Source organism: Syntrophobotulus glycolicus DSM 8271, assembly GCF_000190635.1.
Classification (GTDB): domain Bacteria; phylum Bacillota; class Desulfitobacteriia; order Desulfitobacteriales; family Syntrophobotulaceae; genus Syntrophobotulus; species Syntrophobotulus glycolicus.
The window spans coordinates 533,175-550,256 of record NC_015172.1 but is presented as its reverse complement, the minus strand read 5'-3'; the positions used below and the strand labels follow the sequence as shown (position 1 = coordinate 550,256).

General features: G+C 54.8%; 25 protein-coding genes. 1 reads left to right on the top strand and 24 read right to left on the bottom strand.

What is annotated here, in order from left to right; genetic code table 11:
• Positions 1-3 precede the first annotated feature (3 nt).
• The 11 genes from avd to SGLY_RS02850 are packed head-to-tail and all read right to left on the bottom strand — an operon-like array spanning position 4 to position 7,658.
• Positions 4-339: a diversity-generating retroelement protein Avd gene (avd, locus tag SGLY_RS02900; RefSeq protein WP_013623796.1), complete on the bottom strand. Its 336-nt coding sequence runs from the start codon at positions 337-339 to the stop codon at positions 4-6.
• Positions 320-550, bottom strand: coding sequence for a PDZ domain-containing protein (locus tag SGLY_RS02895; protein ID WP_013623795.1), 231 nt, complete (start codon positions 548-550; stop codon positions 320-322). The genes avd and SGLY_RS02895 overlap by 20 nt, the downstream gene beginning before the upstream one ends.
• Positions 551-581: 31 nt before the next feature.
• A complete protein-coding gene (locus SGLY_RS02890; RefSeq protein ID WP_013623794.1) occupies positions 582-896 on the bottom strand; it encodes a hypothetical protein in 315 nt (104 codons plus the stop codon).
• On the bottom strand, positions 880-1,203 hold the full coding sequence (locus SGLY_RS02885; protein ID WP_013623793.1) for a hypothetical protein: 324 nt from the start codon (positions 1,201-1,203) through the stop codon (positions 880-882). Before SGLY_RS02885 ends, SGLY_RS02890 begins: the two co-directional genes overlap by 17 nt.
• A gap of 2 nt (positions 1,204-1,205) precedes the next feature.
• Positions 1,206-2,045, bottom strand: a complete 840-nt coding sequence (locus SGLY_RS18235) for a hypothetical protein (RefSeq protein ID WP_013623792.1) — start codon at positions 2,043-2,045, stop codon at positions 1,206-1,208.
• Between the two features lie 4 nt (positions 2,046-2,049).
• Positions 2,050-3,180: a baseplate J/gp47 family protein gene (locus SGLY_RS02875; protein WP_013623791.1), complete on the bottom strand. Its 1,131-nt coding sequence runs from the start codon at positions 3,178-3,180 to the stop codon at positions 2,050-2,052.
• Positions 3,173-3,586, bottom strand: coding sequence for a hypothetical protein (locus SGLY_RS02870; RefSeq protein WP_013623790.1), 414 nt, complete (start codon positions 3,584-3,586; stop codon positions 3,173-3,175). Before SGLY_RS02870 ends, SGLY_RS02875 begins: the two co-directional genes overlap by 8 nt.
• The gene (locus tag SGLY_RS02865; RefSeq protein WP_013623789.1) at positions 3,586-3,870 is read right to left on the bottom strand and encodes a hypothetical protein; all 285 of its coding nucleotides are present in this window, start codon (positions 3,868-3,870) and stop codon (positions 3,586-3,588) included. Before SGLY_RS02865 ends, SGLY_RS02870 begins: the two co-directional genes overlap by 1 nt.
• Before the next feature lie 17 nt (positions 3,871-3,887).
• Complete coding sequence (locus SGLY_RS02860) at positions 3,888-4,643, bottom strand: serine/arginine repetitive matrix protein 2 (RefSeq protein WP_013623788.1); 756 nt, start codon at positions 4,641-4,643, stop codon at positions 3,888-3,890.
• Positions 4,644-4,659: 16 nt separating this feature from the next.
• A complete protein-coding gene (locus tag SGLY_RS02855; RefSeq protein WP_013623787.1) occupies positions 4,660-5,253 on the bottom strand; it encodes a splicing factor 3b subunit 2 in 594 nt (197 codons plus the stop codon).
• A gap of 2 nt (positions 5,254-5,255) precedes the next feature.
• Complete coding sequence (locus SGLY_RS02850; RefSeq protein ID WP_242822953.1) at positions 5,256-7,658, bottom strand: phage tail tape measure protein; 2,403 nt, start codon at positions 7,656-7,658, stop codon at positions 5,256-5,258.
• An 87-nt stretch (positions 7,659-7,745) separates the two neighbouring features.
• On the opposite strand from SGLY_RS02850, the gene SGLY_RS02845 reads away from it, so the two are divergent.
• The gene (locus SGLY_RS02845) at positions 7,746-7,985 is read left to right on the top strand and encodes a hypothetical protein (protein WP_013623785.1); all 240 of its coding nucleotides are present in this window, start codon (positions 7,746-7,748) and stop codon (positions 7,983-7,985) included.
• A 16-nt stretch (positions 7,986-8,001) separates the two neighbouring features.
• Here SGLY_RS02845 and SGLY_RS02840 read toward each other — a convergent pair whose 3' ends face one another.
• The 13 genes from SGLY_RS02840 to SGLY_RS02780 all read right to left on the bottom strand — a co-directional run bounded on the left by SGLY_RS02840 (position 8,002) and on the right by SGLY_RS02780 (position 17,068).
• A complete protein-coding gene (locus SGLY_RS02840) occupies positions 8,002-8,190 on the bottom strand; it encodes a hypothetical protein (protein WP_013623784.1) in 189 nt (62 codons plus the stop codon).
• Between the two features lie 17 nt (positions 8,191-8,207).
• Positions 8,208-8,588: a DUF6848 family protein gene (locus SGLY_RS02835; protein ID WP_013623783.1), complete on the bottom strand. Its 381-nt coding sequence runs from the start codon at positions 8,586-8,588 to the stop codon at positions 8,208-8,210.
• A 34-nt stretch (positions 8,589-8,622) separates the two neighbouring features.
• Positions 8,623-9,060: a hypothetical protein gene (locus SGLY_RS02830; protein WP_013623782.1), complete on the bottom strand. Its 438-nt coding sequence runs from the start codon at positions 9,058-9,060 to the stop codon at positions 8,623-8,625.
• Positions 9,061-9,079: 19 nt separating this feature from the next.
• Positions 9,080-10,510, bottom strand: coding sequence for a DUF2586 domain-containing protein (locus SGLY_RS02825; protein ID WP_013623781.1), 1,431 nt, complete (start codon positions 10,508-10,510; stop codon positions 9,080-9,082).
• On the bottom strand, positions 10,511-10,729 hold the full coding sequence (locus SGLY_RS02820; RefSeq protein ID WP_013623780.1) for a hypothetical protein: 219 nt from the start codon (positions 10,727-10,729) through the stop codon (positions 10,511-10,513).
• On the bottom strand, positions 10,719-11,231 hold the full coding sequence (locus SGLY_RS02815) for a hypothetical protein (RefSeq protein ID WP_013623779.1): 513 nt from the start codon (positions 11,229-11,231) through the stop codon (positions 10,719-10,721). The genes SGLY_RS02820 and SGLY_RS02815 overlap by 11 nt, the downstream gene beginning before the upstream one ends.
• 2 nt (positions 11,232-11,233) lie before the next feature.
• A complete protein-coding gene (locus SGLY_RS02810; protein WP_013623778.1) occupies positions 11,234-11,734 on the bottom strand; it encodes a phage virion morphogenesis protein in 501 nt (166 codons plus the stop codon).
• Positions 11,735-12,184, bottom strand: coding sequence for a gp436 family protein (locus SGLY_RS02805; protein ID WP_013623777.1), 450 nt, complete (start codon positions 12,182-12,184; stop codon positions 11,735-11,737).
• 14 nt (positions 12,185-12,198) lie between these two features.
• Positions 12,199-13,086: a Mu-like prophage major head subunit gpT family protein gene (locus SGLY_RS02800; RefSeq protein ID WP_013623776.1), complete on the bottom strand. Its 888-nt coding sequence runs from the start codon at positions 13,084-13,086 to the stop codon at positions 12,199-12,201.
• A 27-nt stretch (positions 13,087-13,113) separates the two neighbouring features.
• The gene (locus SGLY_RS02795; protein WP_013623775.1) at positions 13,114-13,524 is read right to left on the bottom strand and encodes a hypothetical protein; all 411 of its coding nucleotides are present in this window, start codon (positions 13,522-13,524) and stop codon (positions 13,114-13,116) included.
• A gap of 1 nt (position 13,525) precedes the next feature.
• Entirely contained in the window at positions 13,526-14,581 is a 1,056-nt protein-coding gene (locus SGLY_RS02790; protein WP_013623774.1) for a phage protease, read from the bottom strand.
• A gap of 137 nt (positions 14,582-14,718) precedes the next feature.
• Positions 14,719-15,462, bottom strand: a complete 744-nt coding sequence (locus tag SGLY_RS02785; protein WP_013623773.1) for a phage head morphogenesis protein — start codon at positions 15,460-15,462, stop codon at positions 14,719-14,721.
• Positions 15,455-17,068, bottom strand: coding sequence for a DUF935 domain-containing protein (locus SGLY_RS02780; protein WP_013623772.1), 1,614 nt, complete (start codon positions 17,066-17,068; stop codon positions 15,455-15,457). The genes SGLY_RS02785 and SGLY_RS02780 overlap by 8 nt, the downstream gene beginning before the upstream one ends.
• Between the last annotated feature and the right edge of the window lie 14 nt (positions 17,069-17,082).

Genomic DNA, 17,082 nt, shown 5'->3' with positions numbered 1-17,082 from the left:
TAGTTACTTTTTCCCGTAGTGGGCCTTTATCAGACCCCCGCATATGCGCCCGAGCTCGGAGATTTTCTCTTGCAGCTCATAGGCTTTCTTTTGGGTGATGTACTTCTGATTCCTCGCCATCCCAAAATGAATGAGCAGGAGCTTCAGGTCTGCGTCCACCTCCCGGAGGTAATGGATGCGGTCATCCGTCTTGAGTGCGCTGTACATCATAGTGTTTCGGATGACCCTGTAACATGCCTGTTTTATCTCTTGGCAGAGGCAAAACTTCTCGGACTGCGGGAAGTTCCTCAAAAGGGGATAAATCCTGTCAAGGAAGATTTCAGCTTTCTTCTGAAGCATGGAAGGCTCCACGAATCAAACACCTCTTTTCCCGCAATCTCTCAAGTTCTTGGACGTCTCCGTAATACTCGCATCCGTAGTCGGTGAGCTTGATTGTCGCTTTCTTGTCTGTCCCTGTGATGATGCCGGAGATGATGAAGTCATCATCCTTGAGGCCGGAGCAATCACCGTCGCATAAAGGAACCAATTCACTGAACAAGTTCCCTATCATGCAGCTCAGCTCCCTCCTCGGGCACGCCACTTTATACATAGATTTTCCGCGCCACCGGGTCATAGATGCCGTTGCTGAGCTTGATGTTGCTGAGCGAGCTGAAGTTCTCAATAAACACGTTGTTGGTCATATTATTCAAGGTTGCATCCTTGACGACCTTGAGCTCAGCCTGAAGCTGTGCAATAGAGGCATCCTGAGTTATGGTCTGCGCGGTGACTGCCTGGATGCCGTCGTCCATATGACCGAGATTGTTCTCGCTCAGCGGCGTCCCGTTCTGGATGACTTCGCCCGTTTCCTCGTCGACGACATGGTCTTTCCATCCGACTTTGCTATAAGGATTCAACACTTTCAACCTCCATTTCTGTAAAGCGGTACTTAAAGGCTACATAGAGCCCCTTGCTTTGTGGTTTCGTAAAGACCCTGTCGGTCAGCGCGACCACATCGCCGTCATTGTCGACGAGCTGCACGTTTGAGACGCTGCCGACAACCGCATCGTCAAAGTAGACGTAAATCTTCACGACGTCTCCTTCAACGATAGACTTGAAAATCGGCCTTGTCTGCGGAGCTCCGTTGAGGCTGTACGCCGCATGATGGATAGAGCTCGCGAACCTTTGGGCCTGTTTGTTTAGGCCGATGCCCGTCAATGTCTTCATGGTCATTCATCTCCTTTCGTCATGGTTTTCTCTGATGCGAGAGGATAAGTCACTTCACCATCGCGGGCCGAAGACTTGACCTCCGAGACGGAATCAAAGCCATAATAAAGCGAACAATTCTCCTCGTGGTATATCCTCCGCGATGTCATTGTCCGGCCTGTCAGAGGATAATCCTTGATAGCTCCGCCGCTTTGGGACTGAGCCACGCCCGCCGAGGCGACCATATGGCCGACACACACCGCGATCGGGAAGACGCCGCACACGATAGTCCCGCAAAGGGGATAACGGGAAAATCCCGTCTGCTCCTTGGAACGGATTCCGATGACGTTTCCGCTGTCCACACCGTAGTTAGGCTTTGCACTCGCTTCCTTGACCTTCATCACCTCGGCGTCTATGATGCGGATGTCATTGACGCCACTCGGATTCTTGCCCCGGAGGAAGATGATAAACTCAGCCCATCTCTCCGGGTCTGTCTTATAAAACGGCTCTATGTAGGATTGTTCATATCCGAGAGCCTTGAGGGCAAGGAGGACGCCCGGCCTTGTCCCGGCCTGCTCCGCGATAATGGCCTTCATGGAAAGCCGTGTCCTGTAGGCTTCGGCATCCTCGCCCTTGAGCCGGGGCATTTCCCGGTCTTTACCGTGTTCCGGGAGCATGACCTCGCTTGCGCTGATGACCATTGACTCGGCCCGCACCCGGAAGATGTCCCTCTTGGTGTCGTCAAACAGCTTCCCGACGACCTTGAAAAAGATATAGAACTGATTCGCTGCCTTTTTCCCTTTCCTCAGCGGAGTAAAGAGGAGGCTGAACATGTACTCGCCGAACCTCTCAAATCTCGCCATCGCCTCACGTCCTTTCCACTGTCACCGATACCTCACCGAGGATGATGACCTTGTCGCTGTCAAGGAAGACGTCCTCACTTGGAACCGTAACCTTGACATTGCGGACGGATGCGACCTTGCTTTTGACAGCGTGGACGATGTCGGCGTGAGTGAGCTCGTTGAGCTCCCGGTTTTTCCGTATCTGAAGCAGCTCCGAGATAGCAGCCTTCACGCTGTCGGCGATGCCGTCATCCGAAACGGTGTCCGGGATGGTCACGGTTACGGAGACAGGCTGCTCTATGGTCGTAGAGCTCTTCACGAGCACGTCGTCATAGTTGCCGATAATCTTGTCGACCTCGGCCCGCACCTGTGCAAGGAGGCCCTCCGTCGCTTCTCCCGCCGTCCCTGTGACGATGATGTCGACCGTTCCTTGACCTCTCGGGTGCATATCGTTCACCTTGACAAAGAGCACGCCCGGAACCTGTTCACAAGCGTTTTGATACTTCTCGGCGATGGGCCTTGTGGCAAGCTCAGACCACGAGCGGAGGGTGCGCTCCCGGAGGCTCTCAACGTCCTCAATGTCGCTGCCTTCCCGGACTATCCAGTCAGAACCATTGGAGACCGTGCAGCCGCCCTCTAAATGCGTCAGGGAGCGCGTTATCTGCCCGGGTGGTACATTGTACCTTGAGCCCTCCCGTTCGGCCTCCACGAGGACGCCGACCGTCTCCGCGCCCTTCTGAAGGACGGTATCCTTCAGGACAAAGAATCGGAGCTCCTCGCCGTTGACGTCCTTGATGGTCTTGAAGACGTGCCCTTTGGCAATGCGAACGGCCTCCGCGCCTTCTCCCCTTGTCACAGTGACATAGCCTTGCGTTTTGAGGGCTTCCTTTTGTTTCTTGCCGAAGTCCGCCGCTTTGAGCTTGAGCCATATCCCCTCAGCATGAGCGACAAACATGTTATTGAGCACACGGCGGAGGAGGTTGATGAGCTCGATGCGGATGCGGAGGACTATCATCAAGAGGGTGTAAAAGATGCCGCCCGAGCTGAAGTTCGTTATTGAGAAGCCCTCGCTTTTAAGCTGCGCGACCGTCTCCTCCTTGAGCTTCTCGATGTCCGGGACGGGAAGAATCTCGTCAAGAACCTTTTCATCAATCAATTTCAATCACCTCCACATTTACCCTGTCGACCGTGACGCTCACGCTGTAGGTCTGAGAATCCCCGATAAAGCAAAAGGTAGTGAACACCTTGAGCGCGTCATCCTCAAGCTTTACCTCGGTTGAGATGGTCTCAGAGTCGACGATTTCTCTTCTTTCAAGCTTTTCTCTTATGCGCTCCCCGACCTCTATGATGGTGAGCTCGTCGTCCTCGCTCTGCACGAAGTCGAGAAGCGACCATCCCCACTCAGTATCATAGAAGAGCTCGCCCGCCTGTGTCATAGCCTCAAGCCGGATGTCCTGCATGATGCAGTCGAACCCGGACACAAGAGGCGCGTCGCCAGTGGCCGCCTGGGTGAGCTGCCACGAGGGGTCAAGCTTAATGTCTGTGTCGTTTAACCCTGCCATCAAACCACCTCCCCGATAATGCACGGATTGAGCTCACCGTACAGAAGGCCGACCGCGACGGTTTTCCCGAGCTCGACGTTTACCTTGGAAAGCACTCCGGGAATCTCCGGGAAGCGTTCGTCAATCTCGCCCGTTTTGTCAAGAATCTTGAGGCTGTATTCGTACCACTCGCCCGTGGACGCTGCTCTTGTGACCCTTGCACGCATAAGGCCGGGGAGCTGCAAGTGAGGGAAGTCGGCGGCGAGCTGCTTTGCTATTACACTTTTGACCATTTCCTCAAGCATTGCTCTCCCTCCTTCGGTTAAAAATAGATGTAGGTGCGGATGAACCCCGCCTCGTTGGTAGTAAAGACGACCTTCTTGACCTCGAACTCGCCGGACACCTGCGGGTGTGAAACGCTTATTTTGTGCGAGTGCTTGATGAACGGTGCGGAGACCGTTTCGAGTTCCCACACGCCCCCCGGCCTGTTGAGGGTGATGATGTTCGTCCCGTACTCAAACGAGAAAACCTTTGTTTGTTCGGGCTTCTCTCCCCAATAGAAGACTCCGCCCGAAAAGAAAAACTTCTCAGCGATTCCCCATGCGGCGTGTATCTCGTTAATGACCGAGACCACGTTCTTTTGAAAGATGGGGATTCGCGCCTTTGCCGGATGTGCCGCCGCCGAAAGCTTCATCTTCTGAACCCCGGCCTTTGCGAGGCAAAAGGAGATAATCTCCTGCGGCGTCGCATCTAAAAACGTGTTGTTAATGGCCGTTTCCTCAAGGAGAATCATGTCGTCCTTGAGGAGGATTTCGTTCATGTAACCGCCGCTGTCATACGGCTTGGTGATATATCCTTCGAAGACATCGTCGAAAACCCCGTTGTAACCGAGCTGGATGAGGGCCTTTTCTTTGACGTCGAGAGTGAGCTTCTCTTTGAACTGCCGGGTAAACCTCACCTTCGCCCAATCAAAGTAACTGTCTTTGCTTGAATAAACCTCGATTTCTACGCCTTCCCTGAAGGTGTATTTCCCGAGCTCTACGCTGATTTCGGGATAGAATAATTCAGCCGTTTCCACTCTTAGAATCACTTCCTTAGTACGGCATCATTGAGAGCCTGTTCGCATAGGCCGTCGTGCTTACGTCATCCACAGCGGGGGAGTTGTTGGTCTTGGGAGCCGTCCCCCGGCTGCCGCTCAAATAGCTTTGATATGCCGGGTCGAGCTTGCTTACCGCCGATGAGGTGCTCGTCTGCGAGCTGCCGCTCTTGGATTTTGTCGCCGTGATGGTCATTGGATTGTACGACCAGAACTCAAGGCTCACCGTGAGCTGCTCCTTTTTGCTTTCCTCCTTCGAGCTGAGGCTCTTGAAGATGACCTTCTTGACCCGGCGCGCTGCCGTGTGCTCGTTGATGATTTCATGAACGACAGGCTTCTCCTGTCCTGCCTTTTTGAAAAGGTTTTGTATCTTGTCGAGCTTCTCTTTCCTCGTGGCGTTGGGGCCGTCTTCTAGGATGAGCTCAATCGTCACCTTTGCGTCCTCGTACCCCTCTGCCTGTTTCGCCTTCGCGGAGCTCCCTTCGACTGTCTGCTCTTCGATGAGAGCGTCATCCCTGACCTCTATACTCTTGATGAGGCCGGGGAGGATAACCCCGCTCACTTTAATCGAACTGTCGTCGACAAATATCAAGATTATCCCTCCCCTTCAGCGACGAGCCCGTTGCTGTTGACGTAGTCCTCAATCTCCTTGAGGAGCTTGAGGAGCAGCGGGAGCTCTTTGATTTTGGAGAAGTCCACGTTTAGGAGCAGTTTCTCGATGATGATGCGCCTGTCTCTTTCCGTGGTCGTCTCCGATGTTTCTTTCTCCCGGGAGATTTCCTTGAGGTTGACCTTCTTGACAGGCTCCCGGCCTCCTGTCGTGTCAATTTTGCCGAGCCCCTTCTCCACGGCTTGAGCCGGGAGGTCTGCACCCTGTTCGATGCCCTGCGCCAGCGTGGACATTGTCCTGTGCCCCGAAAGCGTCAGCTCCGCGAGAGGCCCTTCCTTCGCATCCGAGAACGGAAGAAGCTTTCTAACCTTCTGGAAGATGCCTTTTACCGCCTCGACGGGCTTCATGGCCGCGCTCTTGATGCCTTCAACGAGGGTGTCGATGATTCTCGCGCCGCTTTCCCTGAAGAACGCCGGAACACCCATAAAGAATTCCTTGATTGCATTGATGCCGTTGACAAAGCCTTCCTTGATGCGGGTCCACATATTCGAGAAGAAGGCGACTATTGAGTCCCAATGCGTGATAATGAGCATCGGAATCCCTATGAACGGCAGGAATGCGGCGATTGCTATTTGCAGCCAGGTCGGCATCCCCGAGAAGAGATTCCGAATCCAGTCAAACCCGGCCTTTATGCCGTTGACGAAGCCGTTCCAAACGCCTTGTATCCACGAGACCACCGAGTCCCAATTCCGCCAGAGTAGAATAATCGCGGCCACTAAAGCGACGATGCCTATAATAATCCACGTGATAGGATTCGCGAGCAGGGCCGCCGTGAAGCTCCACACCGAGGCGATAAGCTCGGGCATCGCTGTCACCGCCGTCGTGATTGCTTGCTTTGCCATCCCCACAAGGCCGAGGGCCATGTTCTTTAATGCCGTGACCCCGTTAATGGCTGCCGTCCTCGCCATGCTTGCGATATTGACGGCGACGTTTCTGATGCCAGTAACCGCCGACGAGGCAAAGGTCTTAACCGCGCTGAAGCCTCTCTTTAGACCGTCCCCGGCATACAGGGCCTTTATTTGGATAGTTGTAAGCAGGTCGGGGATTCCCCGTATCGCCCGGTAAAAACCTGTCGCAAGTCCCGCCGTCTTGGTGAACACAAGCCCCACGCCGCCGACGACCGCGATTGTCGTCCCGGCCACCATCAGGAAGCCTCCCAGTGCGAGCACAATAATCATGATGACTTTGACGAGCTCCTGATTCTTCTCAATCCATGAGCCAACCTTTGTCAGGACTTCCTCGCCCCTGCCGAGCAGTTCGTTGACGGTGGGGAGGAGGCTGTTGCCGATGGACTCCTTGACGTTCTGGATGCGTTGCTGTAACCGCTGGTACTTCTCGGGCTCCGTGTCGTTGATAGCCGACGCCATTTCCCGGGCGGCCCCGACTCCTTCGCCCATCGACGAGTAAAGGCCGAGGATGTTGTTCTGCAAGTCTCCCGTCTTGGAGTACATGAGGTCAATGAGGGCGACCGCCTCCGTATCACCGAAAGCTTTTTGCAGTTGCATTTTTTCGGCTGCGTCCATCGTCTCTCCGAACTTGCCCCGGAGTTTACCGAGGATTTCCGGCATAGAGAGGAGCTGGTTGTTCGCGTCCGTGAACTTGAGGCCGAGCTCCTCGCCGCCTTTGACAGCCGAGCGGAGGAAAGCTTTGTATTTCGTTCCCGCCTCGGCTCCGCTCATTGTGGCCTGAAGCATACCCAATATAGAGAGCTGCTCCTCAAGGGGCACGTTGGCCGTCGTTGCCGAGGCCCCGAGGGTCTGAATCGCTTGTGCCATCCCTGAGCCCGTGGTCTTGAAGTTCTTGACCGAAGCCGCAATCCCCGCCGAGAACACTTCCCCGAACTCCATATCCGAAAGGTCGGAATAGAAGTTCTTGTATATGCCGTAACCCGTGGCGAAGAGGTTTGTCATCTCCGCGATGCTGGACTTTGTTCCCTTCGCGGTGATACCTGCAAGCTCCGTATACCCGGCGACGCCCGCATCCGTAAGGGAGGAGATGCCGCTCTTGATGTCATAGGCCGCCGTGATGAAGTCGGCTTTCGATGTCCCGGCCCACTGTTCGGAGAAGCTGCGCGCCGCATCCTCAAGGACGCCGAGGTCTTTGACGCCCACCGAGGCAAGCTCACCGAGAGCCCTTTTTGTCGCGAAGGTTGCCTCCACCGGGGCGAGAGCTGAGGCGGTTATCTGTGCGCCGATACCCGCCATCGCCGCCCCGGTCTTGGTCATGTCGCCGAAGGTCTGCTCCATGCTCTGAAGCTTCGAGACAGAGCCGCCGACCGAAGACTGCACACGGCCCATCGGGCCTGTCAGGTGGTCGACCATGTTCATAATGAGGGACAGCTTGAAAACGGATTCTAAGCTCACACTATTCCTCACCCCTTTCGTATGGTATAATTAGGCAAAGGAGGGATTACCATGACCTTGATAATCGTAATGCTCAAAGTTCTCATATTCGCCCTGTGCGCCGGAGCTGCCATCTCCGTCCTTGTATATGTTCCGCTTATGGTCTATACGATTCCCTATGCCTTATGGGTAGGCCATCAAAACACGATGGGAAGGCAGAAGGACAAGGACAAAGAGAGCATCTTCCAGGCCGGGAGGAACGCGACCAAACTATATAAAGCATGGATTACCAGACAAACACCGACCCTTTGATAAAGAGGTCGGTTTTTTATTCCGAGAACACCTTCGAGATAGCTCTCGCAACAATGTCCTCCTCAACCTCTTCGATGTACCTTGCCCGGGCGAGGAGCGCAAGGAATTCATCAAAATGCAGCTCCCCGATATTATCCGGCAGAAGAGCAGGGGGGACGAACCTGTAAATCTCAAGCGTCGCCGCCTCAACAAAGTCCGTCCTCACCCTCCCGAGCTGCTCTTCTACAGCTTCATTAAATTTGCGGTCTTAGACAGCCCGAGCATGGAGAGCAGCTTTTCGCCCGCGCTCAAGGTAAGGGCCGGGTATTCCTCAAGGTCGGCCTCCAATCTGTCGCGGTGCTCAGGGATGATGTTGTCAAACATGAAGGTCTTGAGCGCCTTCGTCATTCCGTTGGCCGCCGTCTTAACATAACGGTCATAGCTCGCCGTGGTCGGCTTCTTGAAGATATAGGAGACCTCAATCTCCGTGTCATCGTCCGGGGTGAGGGTTAAATCAAGCTGATAAACCTTGCCGTGTTTTGTCTTGAGCTCCTCGGTGTTAAGTGCTCCAGACCCGCCTTTTTTAACCTCGGCCTCGTTGGTTTTGATGCTCTTGTCTTCCATTGCATAATCCTCCTTTGACATTTATTTTGAGATATTACAGGGCTTTAACGCCGTCGCTCTCGATTCCGTCCACGATAAGCATGTCAAGGTCAACCTTGATGCTTTTGTCTCCCTGCGCCGCCTTGTTGCTGCGTTTGGTGAACGTGACGGTATTGAGCACATCGCTCCTTGTGCGGTCTCCCTCGTTGGCGTAGGAGACGACAATCTTCGGGATGACCAGCTTGAAGAGCGGTGTCCCTTTGCTTTTGCAGTAGTCAAGCAGCGCGTCATAATCGTCGCGGAGGAGGCTGACCTTGCCTTCGGCCTTGTAGTTGCCTTCTCCGTAGCCTCTCGGTTTCTGACCCTTGCCGTAGGCGAGCTCCTTTTCCAGCTCGTCGTCGTAGGAAATTTCCTGAAACTCAATCGTGAGACCCGGGAGCTTAATATCGACGTCGGCCCAATCGTATGTTTTGCCGTTTACTTTCAATGACATCCTAATCAAGCCTCCTTTCTTAGCTTGCGCTCGGCTTCGTTCTGCCGAGGTCGACTTCGATTTCCCTGATGTATCCTCTGGACACATAGCGGATGGTGACGGGCATTTTCTCGGTCGTGATGATGTCCTGTCCTTCCGGGACTGTGATTGTGGCCGAGGAGATTTCCTTCAGCTTGACCATCTCGTCGAGAGGAGTCTGCATGAACTTCGCCCTTGTTTCGAGCTCGTTTTGCATATCTTCAAGGTCGATGTCGTCCTGCAAGAGCTGAAGGCCCTCTTTGCGGACTTCCTTGATGATTTTGTTCTTGACCCGGACATCCTCGGCATAACGGTAATCCGAGCCGTCCGGGGACATCACGCGAGCATTGGTGACAAAGTAGTCCTCAAGCCCGTCGTATTCCCGGAAGGTGAGGTATTTTGCGGCATCAAGCAGCTCGATATATTCCTCAATCCCCGCGGGCCGGAGCTCTAGCATCTTGCTTTTAGAGATTCCCATGCCCGCCGTGTCCCGGGTCTTGCCGATACTCTGATGAACTTTGGTCTTGGAGTACAGGCCGCACACGATTCCGGCGTTGTTGATTTCCCTTGTGATGCCGTCCATGCCGACATAGAGGGAGCGCGCTGCCACGACCTGAATGTCGGTGTTCTTGATGTCCTTCTTGTCGGCCTCAAGCCTCAAGGCGTAGTCGGCGACATCCTCCTCGTTGTCCGGGACGTATGCCTCAAGCACAAAGAGGAGGGGCTTGTGATAGGTTGCCGCGAGCTCCCGCTGCTGCTCCGATACCGCCGACCATAATGCTTTCTGCGATTCCCCGACGATATGAACCAATTCATAGGGCTCGTTGAAGTTCTTGAGCTTGTCAATGGCCGCCAGCGCGTCGGCGTTGGTCATGGTGGGGGCCGTTGTCTTGAAACGGAAGACGTCGCCCACAAGGAAGGATGTCTCCTCATTCGGCTGCGCACCTTCCGTAAACGTCACAGTCAGGCCCGTCAGGGGGATTTCGAAGGCTCCCGTCAGCGGCACGGTGGACTCGTCGGAATAGCTGTACCCGCCATCAATCGAATACACGAACAGGGCGGTATTTCTGCGGCCTTGCCCGGTGATTCTGACAATTACGTCAAAGGCATTGTAAGGACTCCCGTCAGCGGTTAGGGAACCCGAGCCCGTGCCTGTCTTTTCGACCATTCCCCGGCTTCCTGCCGTGGATGCCGAGACCGGGATGCAGTAAATCCGGTTGGAACCGTTCTCCACCGAATCCATGACCTTGTCAGCAAGCGGGCTCAGGCCGAGGCGTTCCTTGATTTTCGCCGCCGTCATGTTGCCCGTAATGATGATAGGCGTGTCCGACGTAACGGGGGAGACACCGATTTTCACATGGACACCCTCGCCCTTTTCGGTTGCCAGTCCGAGCAATCCGTCAGTAATGTTTGTTGTGACATCTCTAAGCATTTACTTCACCTTCTTTCCGATGGGACTGCCGGAGAATTTTCCGACCGCTGCGTCGAAGTCTTCCTCCGTGACCATCTTGCCCGGCTTCCATCCGAGGGCGGCACACATACCGCTGAAGATGGGGGCGGGCGTTTTTTTCTTGTCTTTGAGCTCCTCAATGCTAAATAGCTTCGGAGCTGCTGTGTCAGCCGTTTCCGGCTGTTGGTTTTTACTCGCCATCTTGAGTCTCCTTTCCCTTGATAACTGATTCGACTTCGACGTCCGTGAGCTTCGCGAAGTCTGTGTCCTTATAAACGCCGCCCATGAATTTGACTTTGACATTGACGGCGACTTTTGCCTTCAGGATGCTGTCATCCTCGTCAACCCATTCCGCCTCCACGACCTCAATCGGGGTATAGTTCCCGTCGATATAGATGCCTTTGTCAAGGGCTCTGAGAAACGCTTCAAAGAACTCCTCCGTCTTCTTGGGGTCGGGGTCTCCGATTATCACGCTGAAGGTCGTCTCCCGGGAGAAAACCTTTCGCCTCTTGTGCTGCGCGCCTGTTTGGTCACTGTATAGTTTTTTTGCGCCGCTTCGGTCGAAGGTTTCCTCCTCGAAGAGCACGGCCCCGATATGGGCCTCCTGTGATGCCCGGAGCTTTTTCATGCTTGTGTAGGGCTTCGAGCGGATTCCTGCTCCCTTCAGCTTTTCGATGAGGTGTTCCCTGCATTCCGTAAACATTTCTAATCCTCCCTGAAGTAATCCTCAAGAGTGCCCTTGATTTCCTGCATGTCGTCATCGCTGAGGCCGAGGAAGGGACGGGCCGGGATGTTGATTCTGACGGTGACTTGCTTCTTCCGTATCCAGCGGCCATCCACTTGAAAGACAAGGCCCTTCGAGGTCTTGGCCCGGATGGTGATTCTCCTGTTCTTGGCCCCAAGCTGATGCGTCGATGCATATATTTTGTTCGTGCCGACCGCGAACCCGGAGGCGTCGGACGTAGTCTTGATGGAATTCTTAAGCCCTGCGCTTTTGACGAGCGTGACGCCGCCTTCCTGCGCCGCCCTGATGGATTGCTTCCATTTCTTCCCGTCCGGGCCTTTTTCCGTTCGGAACCGTTCGACGGTCGACTCGCGGATAGCCTCGGCAATGGAGGCGTTAATGCCTTTCTTGTCGATGTCCGCGAGCTGCCGGAGCCTTTTCATCAAGCTTCTTGTGTCGCCGTCAAGTCTGATGCTGTACATTTACATCCCCTTCAGCTTGTCGCGGGAGAAGAGGCGCGGACTTGATGCGACCGAGAAGCCTGTTCGCGCTGCGGTGGTGGTGTCGACGGCTCCGATTTCGACCTTACCCTCCGCCAGCAGTTCAAAGAACCGAATCGCCGCCTTGTAGCGGTTTAAGTAGTTCTTTTCTCTGTCACTCTCGTCGATACCGATGCGGGAATACAGGTTATAGACGGCGATGTCCTTTGCGAACTTATTGATAACCTGTGGGACAGGGGAGAGAGGGAGAGGGTATCTCTTAGCGAGGTATCCGTCAATCTCCGCCCCTGCGTCCGCGATTGCCCCTTCAATGATGGGGATGATTTTCGCCTCACGCTCGGCCTCGTCTTCTATGTAGTCGCTGCCGATGATGGTGTTGAGGGCATCATCCTTAATCATGGAGCGGACTTCTGCGGTCTCACAATATGCCACGCCGACTCACTCCTTTACTGTGCTGTACCGTCGCTGCCGTAGGCCATTTGCCAGAAGGCATACCCGGAATTTCCGCGAGAGTCGGCTCCGTAGAGGAATTCTTTTCTCATGAAGACGTTCTCGTCGGTCTCGTTGGTCAGGCTCACAAACTTCGGCTTCTGTCTCTCTTGGTAAATGAGAGGCTTGATGGGCTTCTTGGTGCAAAGCAGGAACCACATCGAATCATTTCCGGCCAGGTCGGGAACAACCAGCGGCTCCGCCGTTCCCTTCAGGATGTTGGTTGTGCCGTCAATCTGGTCGGCGAGAAGAATCTTCCTCGCTTCGGTCTCTAAGGCCGGGCCAACGACGAGAAGGTCGGGGACAATCTTGAGAGGCTTGCCGTGTTCGTCCGTTACCGACATGATTGCCGCCCTCGCCGCTGCATAGGATTCCGGCGAAAGTTTGGCCGTTCCCTTGTTGCTGAAGGTCTTTTTGCCGACCTTGTGGGCGTCCGAGAAAAACGGCAGCCCATCATAGCATTTGTTTGTGAATCCGCCCGGGAGCAGTACGAAGACAAGCTCGTCGGGATGCAGGGCCGCGCTCTGACCGAGGGACTGAATCGCCGGAGTGTAGAGCCCGACACGGTCGTCCTCGATGTCGTTGCGGGGAACGCCGACCGTTACCTCGAAGTCCTTGTTCTTGATGGTGTAATCGGATGCCGTCAAACTTTTAATCTGACGGTCTCCAATCCATTCCCGCATCATGGGGATAGTGCCGAGCCATTTGTAATTCTCTTCCCCTGTAACGGAAGGGACGACCGTCGCCACCCTGTCATAGAGGGGCTTTGTTTCGTCAAAGGCTTTGGCAAAGATGGTCTTGAACCCGGTAAAAATGCCCCGGAGTGCTTGCTGATTAACTATCATAGTGCTTTAATCCTCCTTTTCTCCCTGTTATAGGGTTTCGACGGCGACGCCGTCGTCTGTTACTGCGATGACTTTTCCTGCCCGGGAGCTGCCTGTCGCCAATGCGGTCACGGTGCAGTCGTCGACGATATAGCAGTCCTTGAGGACGTGTTCGGCTTTTATTTTGTTGGCTGCTACCGTGGTATTGTCCCAAACGAAGACGCCTCTTCTGACCTTGACGGTCTTGTCTCCGGCTGCGCCTCCCGTGTTGTCGACGTATTCCTCGGCGCGGCCCGCTGCCGTAAGGCCCTCGGCCTTGACAGCGGCCTTTGCGTTGCCGCTCGCATCGAGCACGACAAGCCCGCCGTCATAAATGACCGCACCTGCCGCCACCGGGAGGACGACAATTCTCCCGCCTTCTGCAAGCTCCGGCGTGTTCCTTCCTGCTGTGAGTGCCATGTTATCTCACATCCTTTCCGTACTTCTTGAGGTCGTCCTCGCTGACGCCAAGCTGCTTGCAAATGAGCAGCGTCGCCTCGTCGAAGGTTTCCTCTTTGTTCGCCTTGGTCTCGATGTCAAGCTCGCCCATCGGGACGCCCTGGGGGGCCTTCTCAACGAAGGACTTGAATCCCTCCGGGTCTTTGAGTGCGTACTGCGTCGCCCAATCCTTTTGAGCCGGAGTCAGTTTCCCGGCCTTCAGGGCCATGAGGACGGCGTCGTCTGCATCCCTGCGGGCGATTTTGTCCTTGAGCTCTTTGAACTCCTTCTCAGAAACAGAGCCCTCCGGCTTCTTGTTTGTGAGCGCCACGATTGCGGCGGCCACGTCTTCGGTCTTGGCTCCGGCCTTCAGCCCGAGCATCTCGCAAATCACCTTGTTTGAGACGACCTTGCCTTCATCCTCCGAACCGCCTTCAGGATTCTTGTTCTCTGTGCCCTCCTTGAACTTCTTGGCATCCGCGACGGCTGCCTTGAGGGCTTCCGTGACCTGCTCTTCGGTTGCGTCCTCACCGAGTCCGAGCAGAGCCGCGAGCTTTTTAATGATGTCCATGTCGTTACCTCCTTCATAATCATCAAGTTTGATGGAATTGATTATCGGAAACATCCCGTCAATGGCGGGTGTGTTCGTCAATGCTGCCGAGTGTAGGACTATTGCCTTGCCGTCCGACTTGCGGACGAGGACAACGGGCGAGAGATAGCGGTATTCCCGGTTTTCGAGATACTTCTTTCCCTGCGGAGTCCATTCCACTTTAGCCACAATCGCTCCGTCCTCAATGGATAGGTCTTTAATCCATCCGCCCGCCGGAGCCTGTACATCTTTGAGCGTCTGATGCTCATAGTCAATCACGATGTCGTTACCCCGTTCGAGAAAAGTCTGCTTCATCAAACGGAAGCTTTCCTCATCGACGTCGAAGTCGCCCTTTTGACTCTTGACGTGTCCGAGGGGGAGGAGCTTCACCTTCTCGGGTGCTCCGTTTACTTCTGACTGACCGCCTCTACAGGCGAATAATTTTGCCATTTGCTCACCTCGCTATCACCTTGCTTCTTAGAATCGCTTCTAACCCCGTTAGCACGCGTTATAACGCCCGTTAGAATTCTTTTAGGTATATTTTGCCTTACTCGATGGATAAACTACTAAATTGGGCCTTTTAACGCTTATTGTTTGTCTTTGGCTTTCACGCTCCTCTCAAATGCCTTCTTCAAGGTTTCCGGGTATCCCTTGAGGTCGGGTGTAAACTGCACCTTCGCGGGATTCGTCGAGAAGCTCGGGTCGGGCAGGATGTTCACGAAGCGTCCGTCCCGGAGCTCTGCCGCCTTCGGATTCTCTGTCTCCACCTTGAGCCCCCGCTGCTCGACCTGTCTTTTGGAGAGCGAGCGCACGGTGCAGCGGCATCGGAAGCCGTTCGGCGGATACCATGTGTCCCATACCGGGGAATCTGCCGGGAAGACCCTTCCGTCCATCGCAAGGTGTGAGGGACGGGTGCTCGTGTCGTTCACTGCGTCATATATCCAATAAGGCCGGAGCTTCAGGACATCCGGGTCGGTCATTTGCCTGTAGTGCCCGACTTGATACGCCGTTTGAATGTTCGTCCTGAAGATATTGTCCGCTTGGAAGTTCGTAATTCCTTCGTACCCTTGAGCCTCAAGGAACCCGTTCATTCTGTCCCGGAAGCTCCGCATCGTTTCTCCTTCCTCAATCGCCCGGAGGAGCTCGTCGTGAAACTTCTTGAGAACTTGAACCTTTGTATAGCCCGAGACGGTGAAGGCGAGGGACTGATACTCCGCCGCGATTTCCGAGAACTGCTTCGCTGTGACAGGGATTTTACCCCTGAAGTATTCGACCGCCTCCTCGAAGGTTATCTCCTTGTTCCGGGAGATAACGCTCTCAACTTCATTCATCCCGTATCACCCGCCCCTCAAGGTCTGCATATAGCATCGCCTTTTGAAGGAGCTCCTCAATGTCTTTGACATCCATTTCCCCGGCAAGCCGCTCGACGAGCTCCTCGTTTTCAAAGAGTTTCTTGACAGCGTCGAGGTCTTCGGTGTTGTCAAGCATCTTGAGAACGGGAGCGAAAAGCTTCTTGAACAGGCCCGAGCTCTGTTTGATTGCCGCTGCCGTGAGGCCGTCGATGCGCTGCTGCGTTCCCGGCTCTCCGGCTGCCTGTCCCTTGAGTTCGACCTTTTCGGCTCCGGCTGCCGTTGCTTCATTGGTGACGACCTCCGCCGTTTGCTCCTTCATCGGGATGGGTAGGGCGGAGCCTTTGCTCGGAGCTGCCACTTCCTCACCGTTTTCCGGCTTCGGGATGGAGAACTTCTTATATAGGTGAGAGGTCGGGACTTTGAGCCCAATACTGCAAATCAGTTTCTCATAGATGTCGACCGTTTCCTTGAGGTCTCCGGCCTCCTCGCAATCGTAACGGATGTACGGAATGCGCCTGTCCTCGCCAAAATTGAAGAGGACGAGGGGTCGGATAAGGTCACGGCGGAGCGTCGCGGCAAGAGCCTTGCAGTCTGCGACCGTGAGGTCGTGACGGACTTCGTTGTGCGTCTTGCTTTGTGCGTAGCTGCCGCCCCCGGAGTCGCTGGTGAGCGTCTGTCCAAGGATAGCTTTTGACATCTGCTCGTCACAGTACCGGGCGAGCCGTTCGTATATGTCGAGGCTTGATGTCTTGCTGGACTCCTTGAACTCGATTTCCGTCCCGTCCGGGATGATGCCCGCCGCATCGGAGCCGATCTGAACGAGGGCTCGCATGAGAGCGGCCTTGTCTTCCTCGCTTGCGCCCTGGGCGTACTTGCCGAGGCGAAGGGGCATCCCGAAGACCTCGCAAAAGCTGACCCAATCCTTCAGGTCGTAGTTTTTGAAGAGGTACATCCACGCGACGACCCTCAGAACGCCCGCCCTTGACGGGTGTCCGCTGCGGGCCTTGTAGCGGTGGATTATAAACTTGTTCTCAGGGACAATGATGCCGCTCGGGTATTCCTTGGTGACGACTTTGAAGTTGTCCTCCGCATCCCAAAAGAAACGCTTCTGATGTCTGTTCTTGATTTCCTTGACAACGACTCGGCCATCGTCATAGTCCCATATGATTTCAGAGACCGCGATGCCTTTGCCGATTGCGTCAAGCAAGTCCATCGCCATGTCCTCGAAGTTTTCGAGGCTCTCGATTTCCTGCGCCACGAACTCGGCGATTTCCTTGTCCCGCTCGTCATCCGCATCAAAGGGGATAACTTCAAAGTCGAGGCCCGTGACGGCGTTCTTGCGGGTCTGAAGCTGCGAGAAGAGATGCGGGTCTTTTTCCTCCATCTCCTCGAAGAGCTCCATCTGCCGGAGGACATCCCCGGCGTCCGCTTCCTTGAAGATGGTTGCCAGCTTGACGGGCGTGAGGCCGTTGCTCGGGTAGTCCGAATATTTGTCCTGTACCTGTGCGACCGCGATTTCCGTGAGGTCGGGCCTTCTCAGGGCCGGAGCTTTCGTCTGCTGCTGCCTTTGTTTCTTTTTGCTCAATCCGTCTCACCTCC

What these genes read in the sequence shown, in the direction of transcription:
- SGLY_RS02865 (WP_013623789.1), bottom strand. Translation starts at nt 3,870, where the DNA reads ATGCTTGAGGAAATGGTCAAAAGTGTAATAGCAAAGCAGCTCGCCGCC.
- SGLY_RS02835 (WP_013623783.1), bottom strand. Translation starts at nt 8,588, where the DNA reads ATGGAAGACAAGAGCATCAAAACCAACGAGGCCGAGGTTAAAAAAGGC.
- SGLY_RS02870 (WP_013623790.1), bottom strand. Translation starts at nt 3,586, where the DNA reads ATGGCAGGGTTAAACGACACAGACATTAAGCTTGACCCCTCGTGGCAG.
- SGLY_RS02815 (WP_013623779.1), bottom strand. Translation starts at nt 11,231, where the DNA reads ATGTTTACGGAATGCAGGGAACACCTCATCGAAAAGCTGAAGGGAGCA.
- SGLY_RS18235 (WP_013623792.1), bottom strand. Translation starts at nt 2,045, where the DNA reads ATGGCGAGATTTGAGAGGTTCGGCGAGTACATGTTCAGCCTCCTCTTT.
- SGLY_RS02810 (WP_013623778.1), bottom strand. Translation starts at nt 11,734, where the DNA reads ATGTACAGCATCAGACTTGACGGCGACACAAGAAGCTTGATGAAAAGG.
- SGLY_RS02845 (WP_013623785.1), top strand. Translation starts at nt 7,746, where the DNA reads ATGACCTTGATAATCGTAATGCTCAAAGTTCTCATATTCGCCCTGTGC.
- SGLY_RS02795 (WP_013623775.1), bottom strand. Translation starts at nt 13,524, where the DNA reads ATGGCACTCACAGCAGGAAGGAACACGCCGGAGCTTGCAGAAGGCGGG.
- SGLY_RS02895 (WP_013623795.1), bottom strand. Translation starts at nt 550, where the DNA reads ATGATAGGGAACTTGTTCAGTGAATTGGTTCCTTTATGCGACGGTGAT.
- SGLY_RS02800 (WP_013623776.1), bottom strand. Translation starts at nt 13,086, where the DNA reads ATGATAGTTAATCAGCAAGCACTCCGGGGCATTTTTACCGGGTTCAAG.
- SGLY_RS02820 (WP_013623780.1), bottom strand. Translation starts at nt 10,729, where the DNA reads ATGGCGAGTAAAAACCAACAGCCGGAAACGGCTGACACAGCAGCTCCG.
- SGLY_RS02885 (WP_013623793.1), bottom strand. Translation starts at nt 1,203, where the DNA reads ATGAAGACATTGACGGGCATCGGCCTAAACAAACAGGCCCAAAGGTTC.
- SGLY_RS02850 (WP_242822953.1), bottom strand. Translation starts at nt 7,658, where the DNA reads ATGAACATGGTCGACCACCTGACAGGCCCGATGGGCCGTGTGCAGTCT.
- SGLY_RS02830 (WP_013623782.1), bottom strand. Translation starts at nt 9,060, where the DNA reads ATGTCATTGAAAGTAAACGGCAAAACATACGATTGGGCCGACGTCGAT.
- SGLY_RS02790 (WP_013623774.1), bottom strand. Translation starts at nt 14,581, where the DNA reads ATGGCAAAATTATTCGCCTGTAGAGGCGGTCAGTCAGAAGTAAACGGA.
- SGLY_RS02825 (WP_013623781.1), bottom strand. Translation starts at nt 10,510, where the DNA reads ATGCTTAGAGATGTCACAACAAACATTACTGACGGATTGCTCGGACTG.
- avd (WP_013623796.1), bottom strand. Translation starts at nt 339, where the DNA reads ATGCTTCAGAAGAAAGCTGAAATCTTCCTTGACAGGATTTATCCCCTT.
- SGLY_RS02785 (WP_013623773.1), bottom strand. Translation starts at nt 15,462, where the DNA reads ATGAATGAAGTTGAGAGCGTTATCTCCCGGAACAAGGAGATAACCTTC.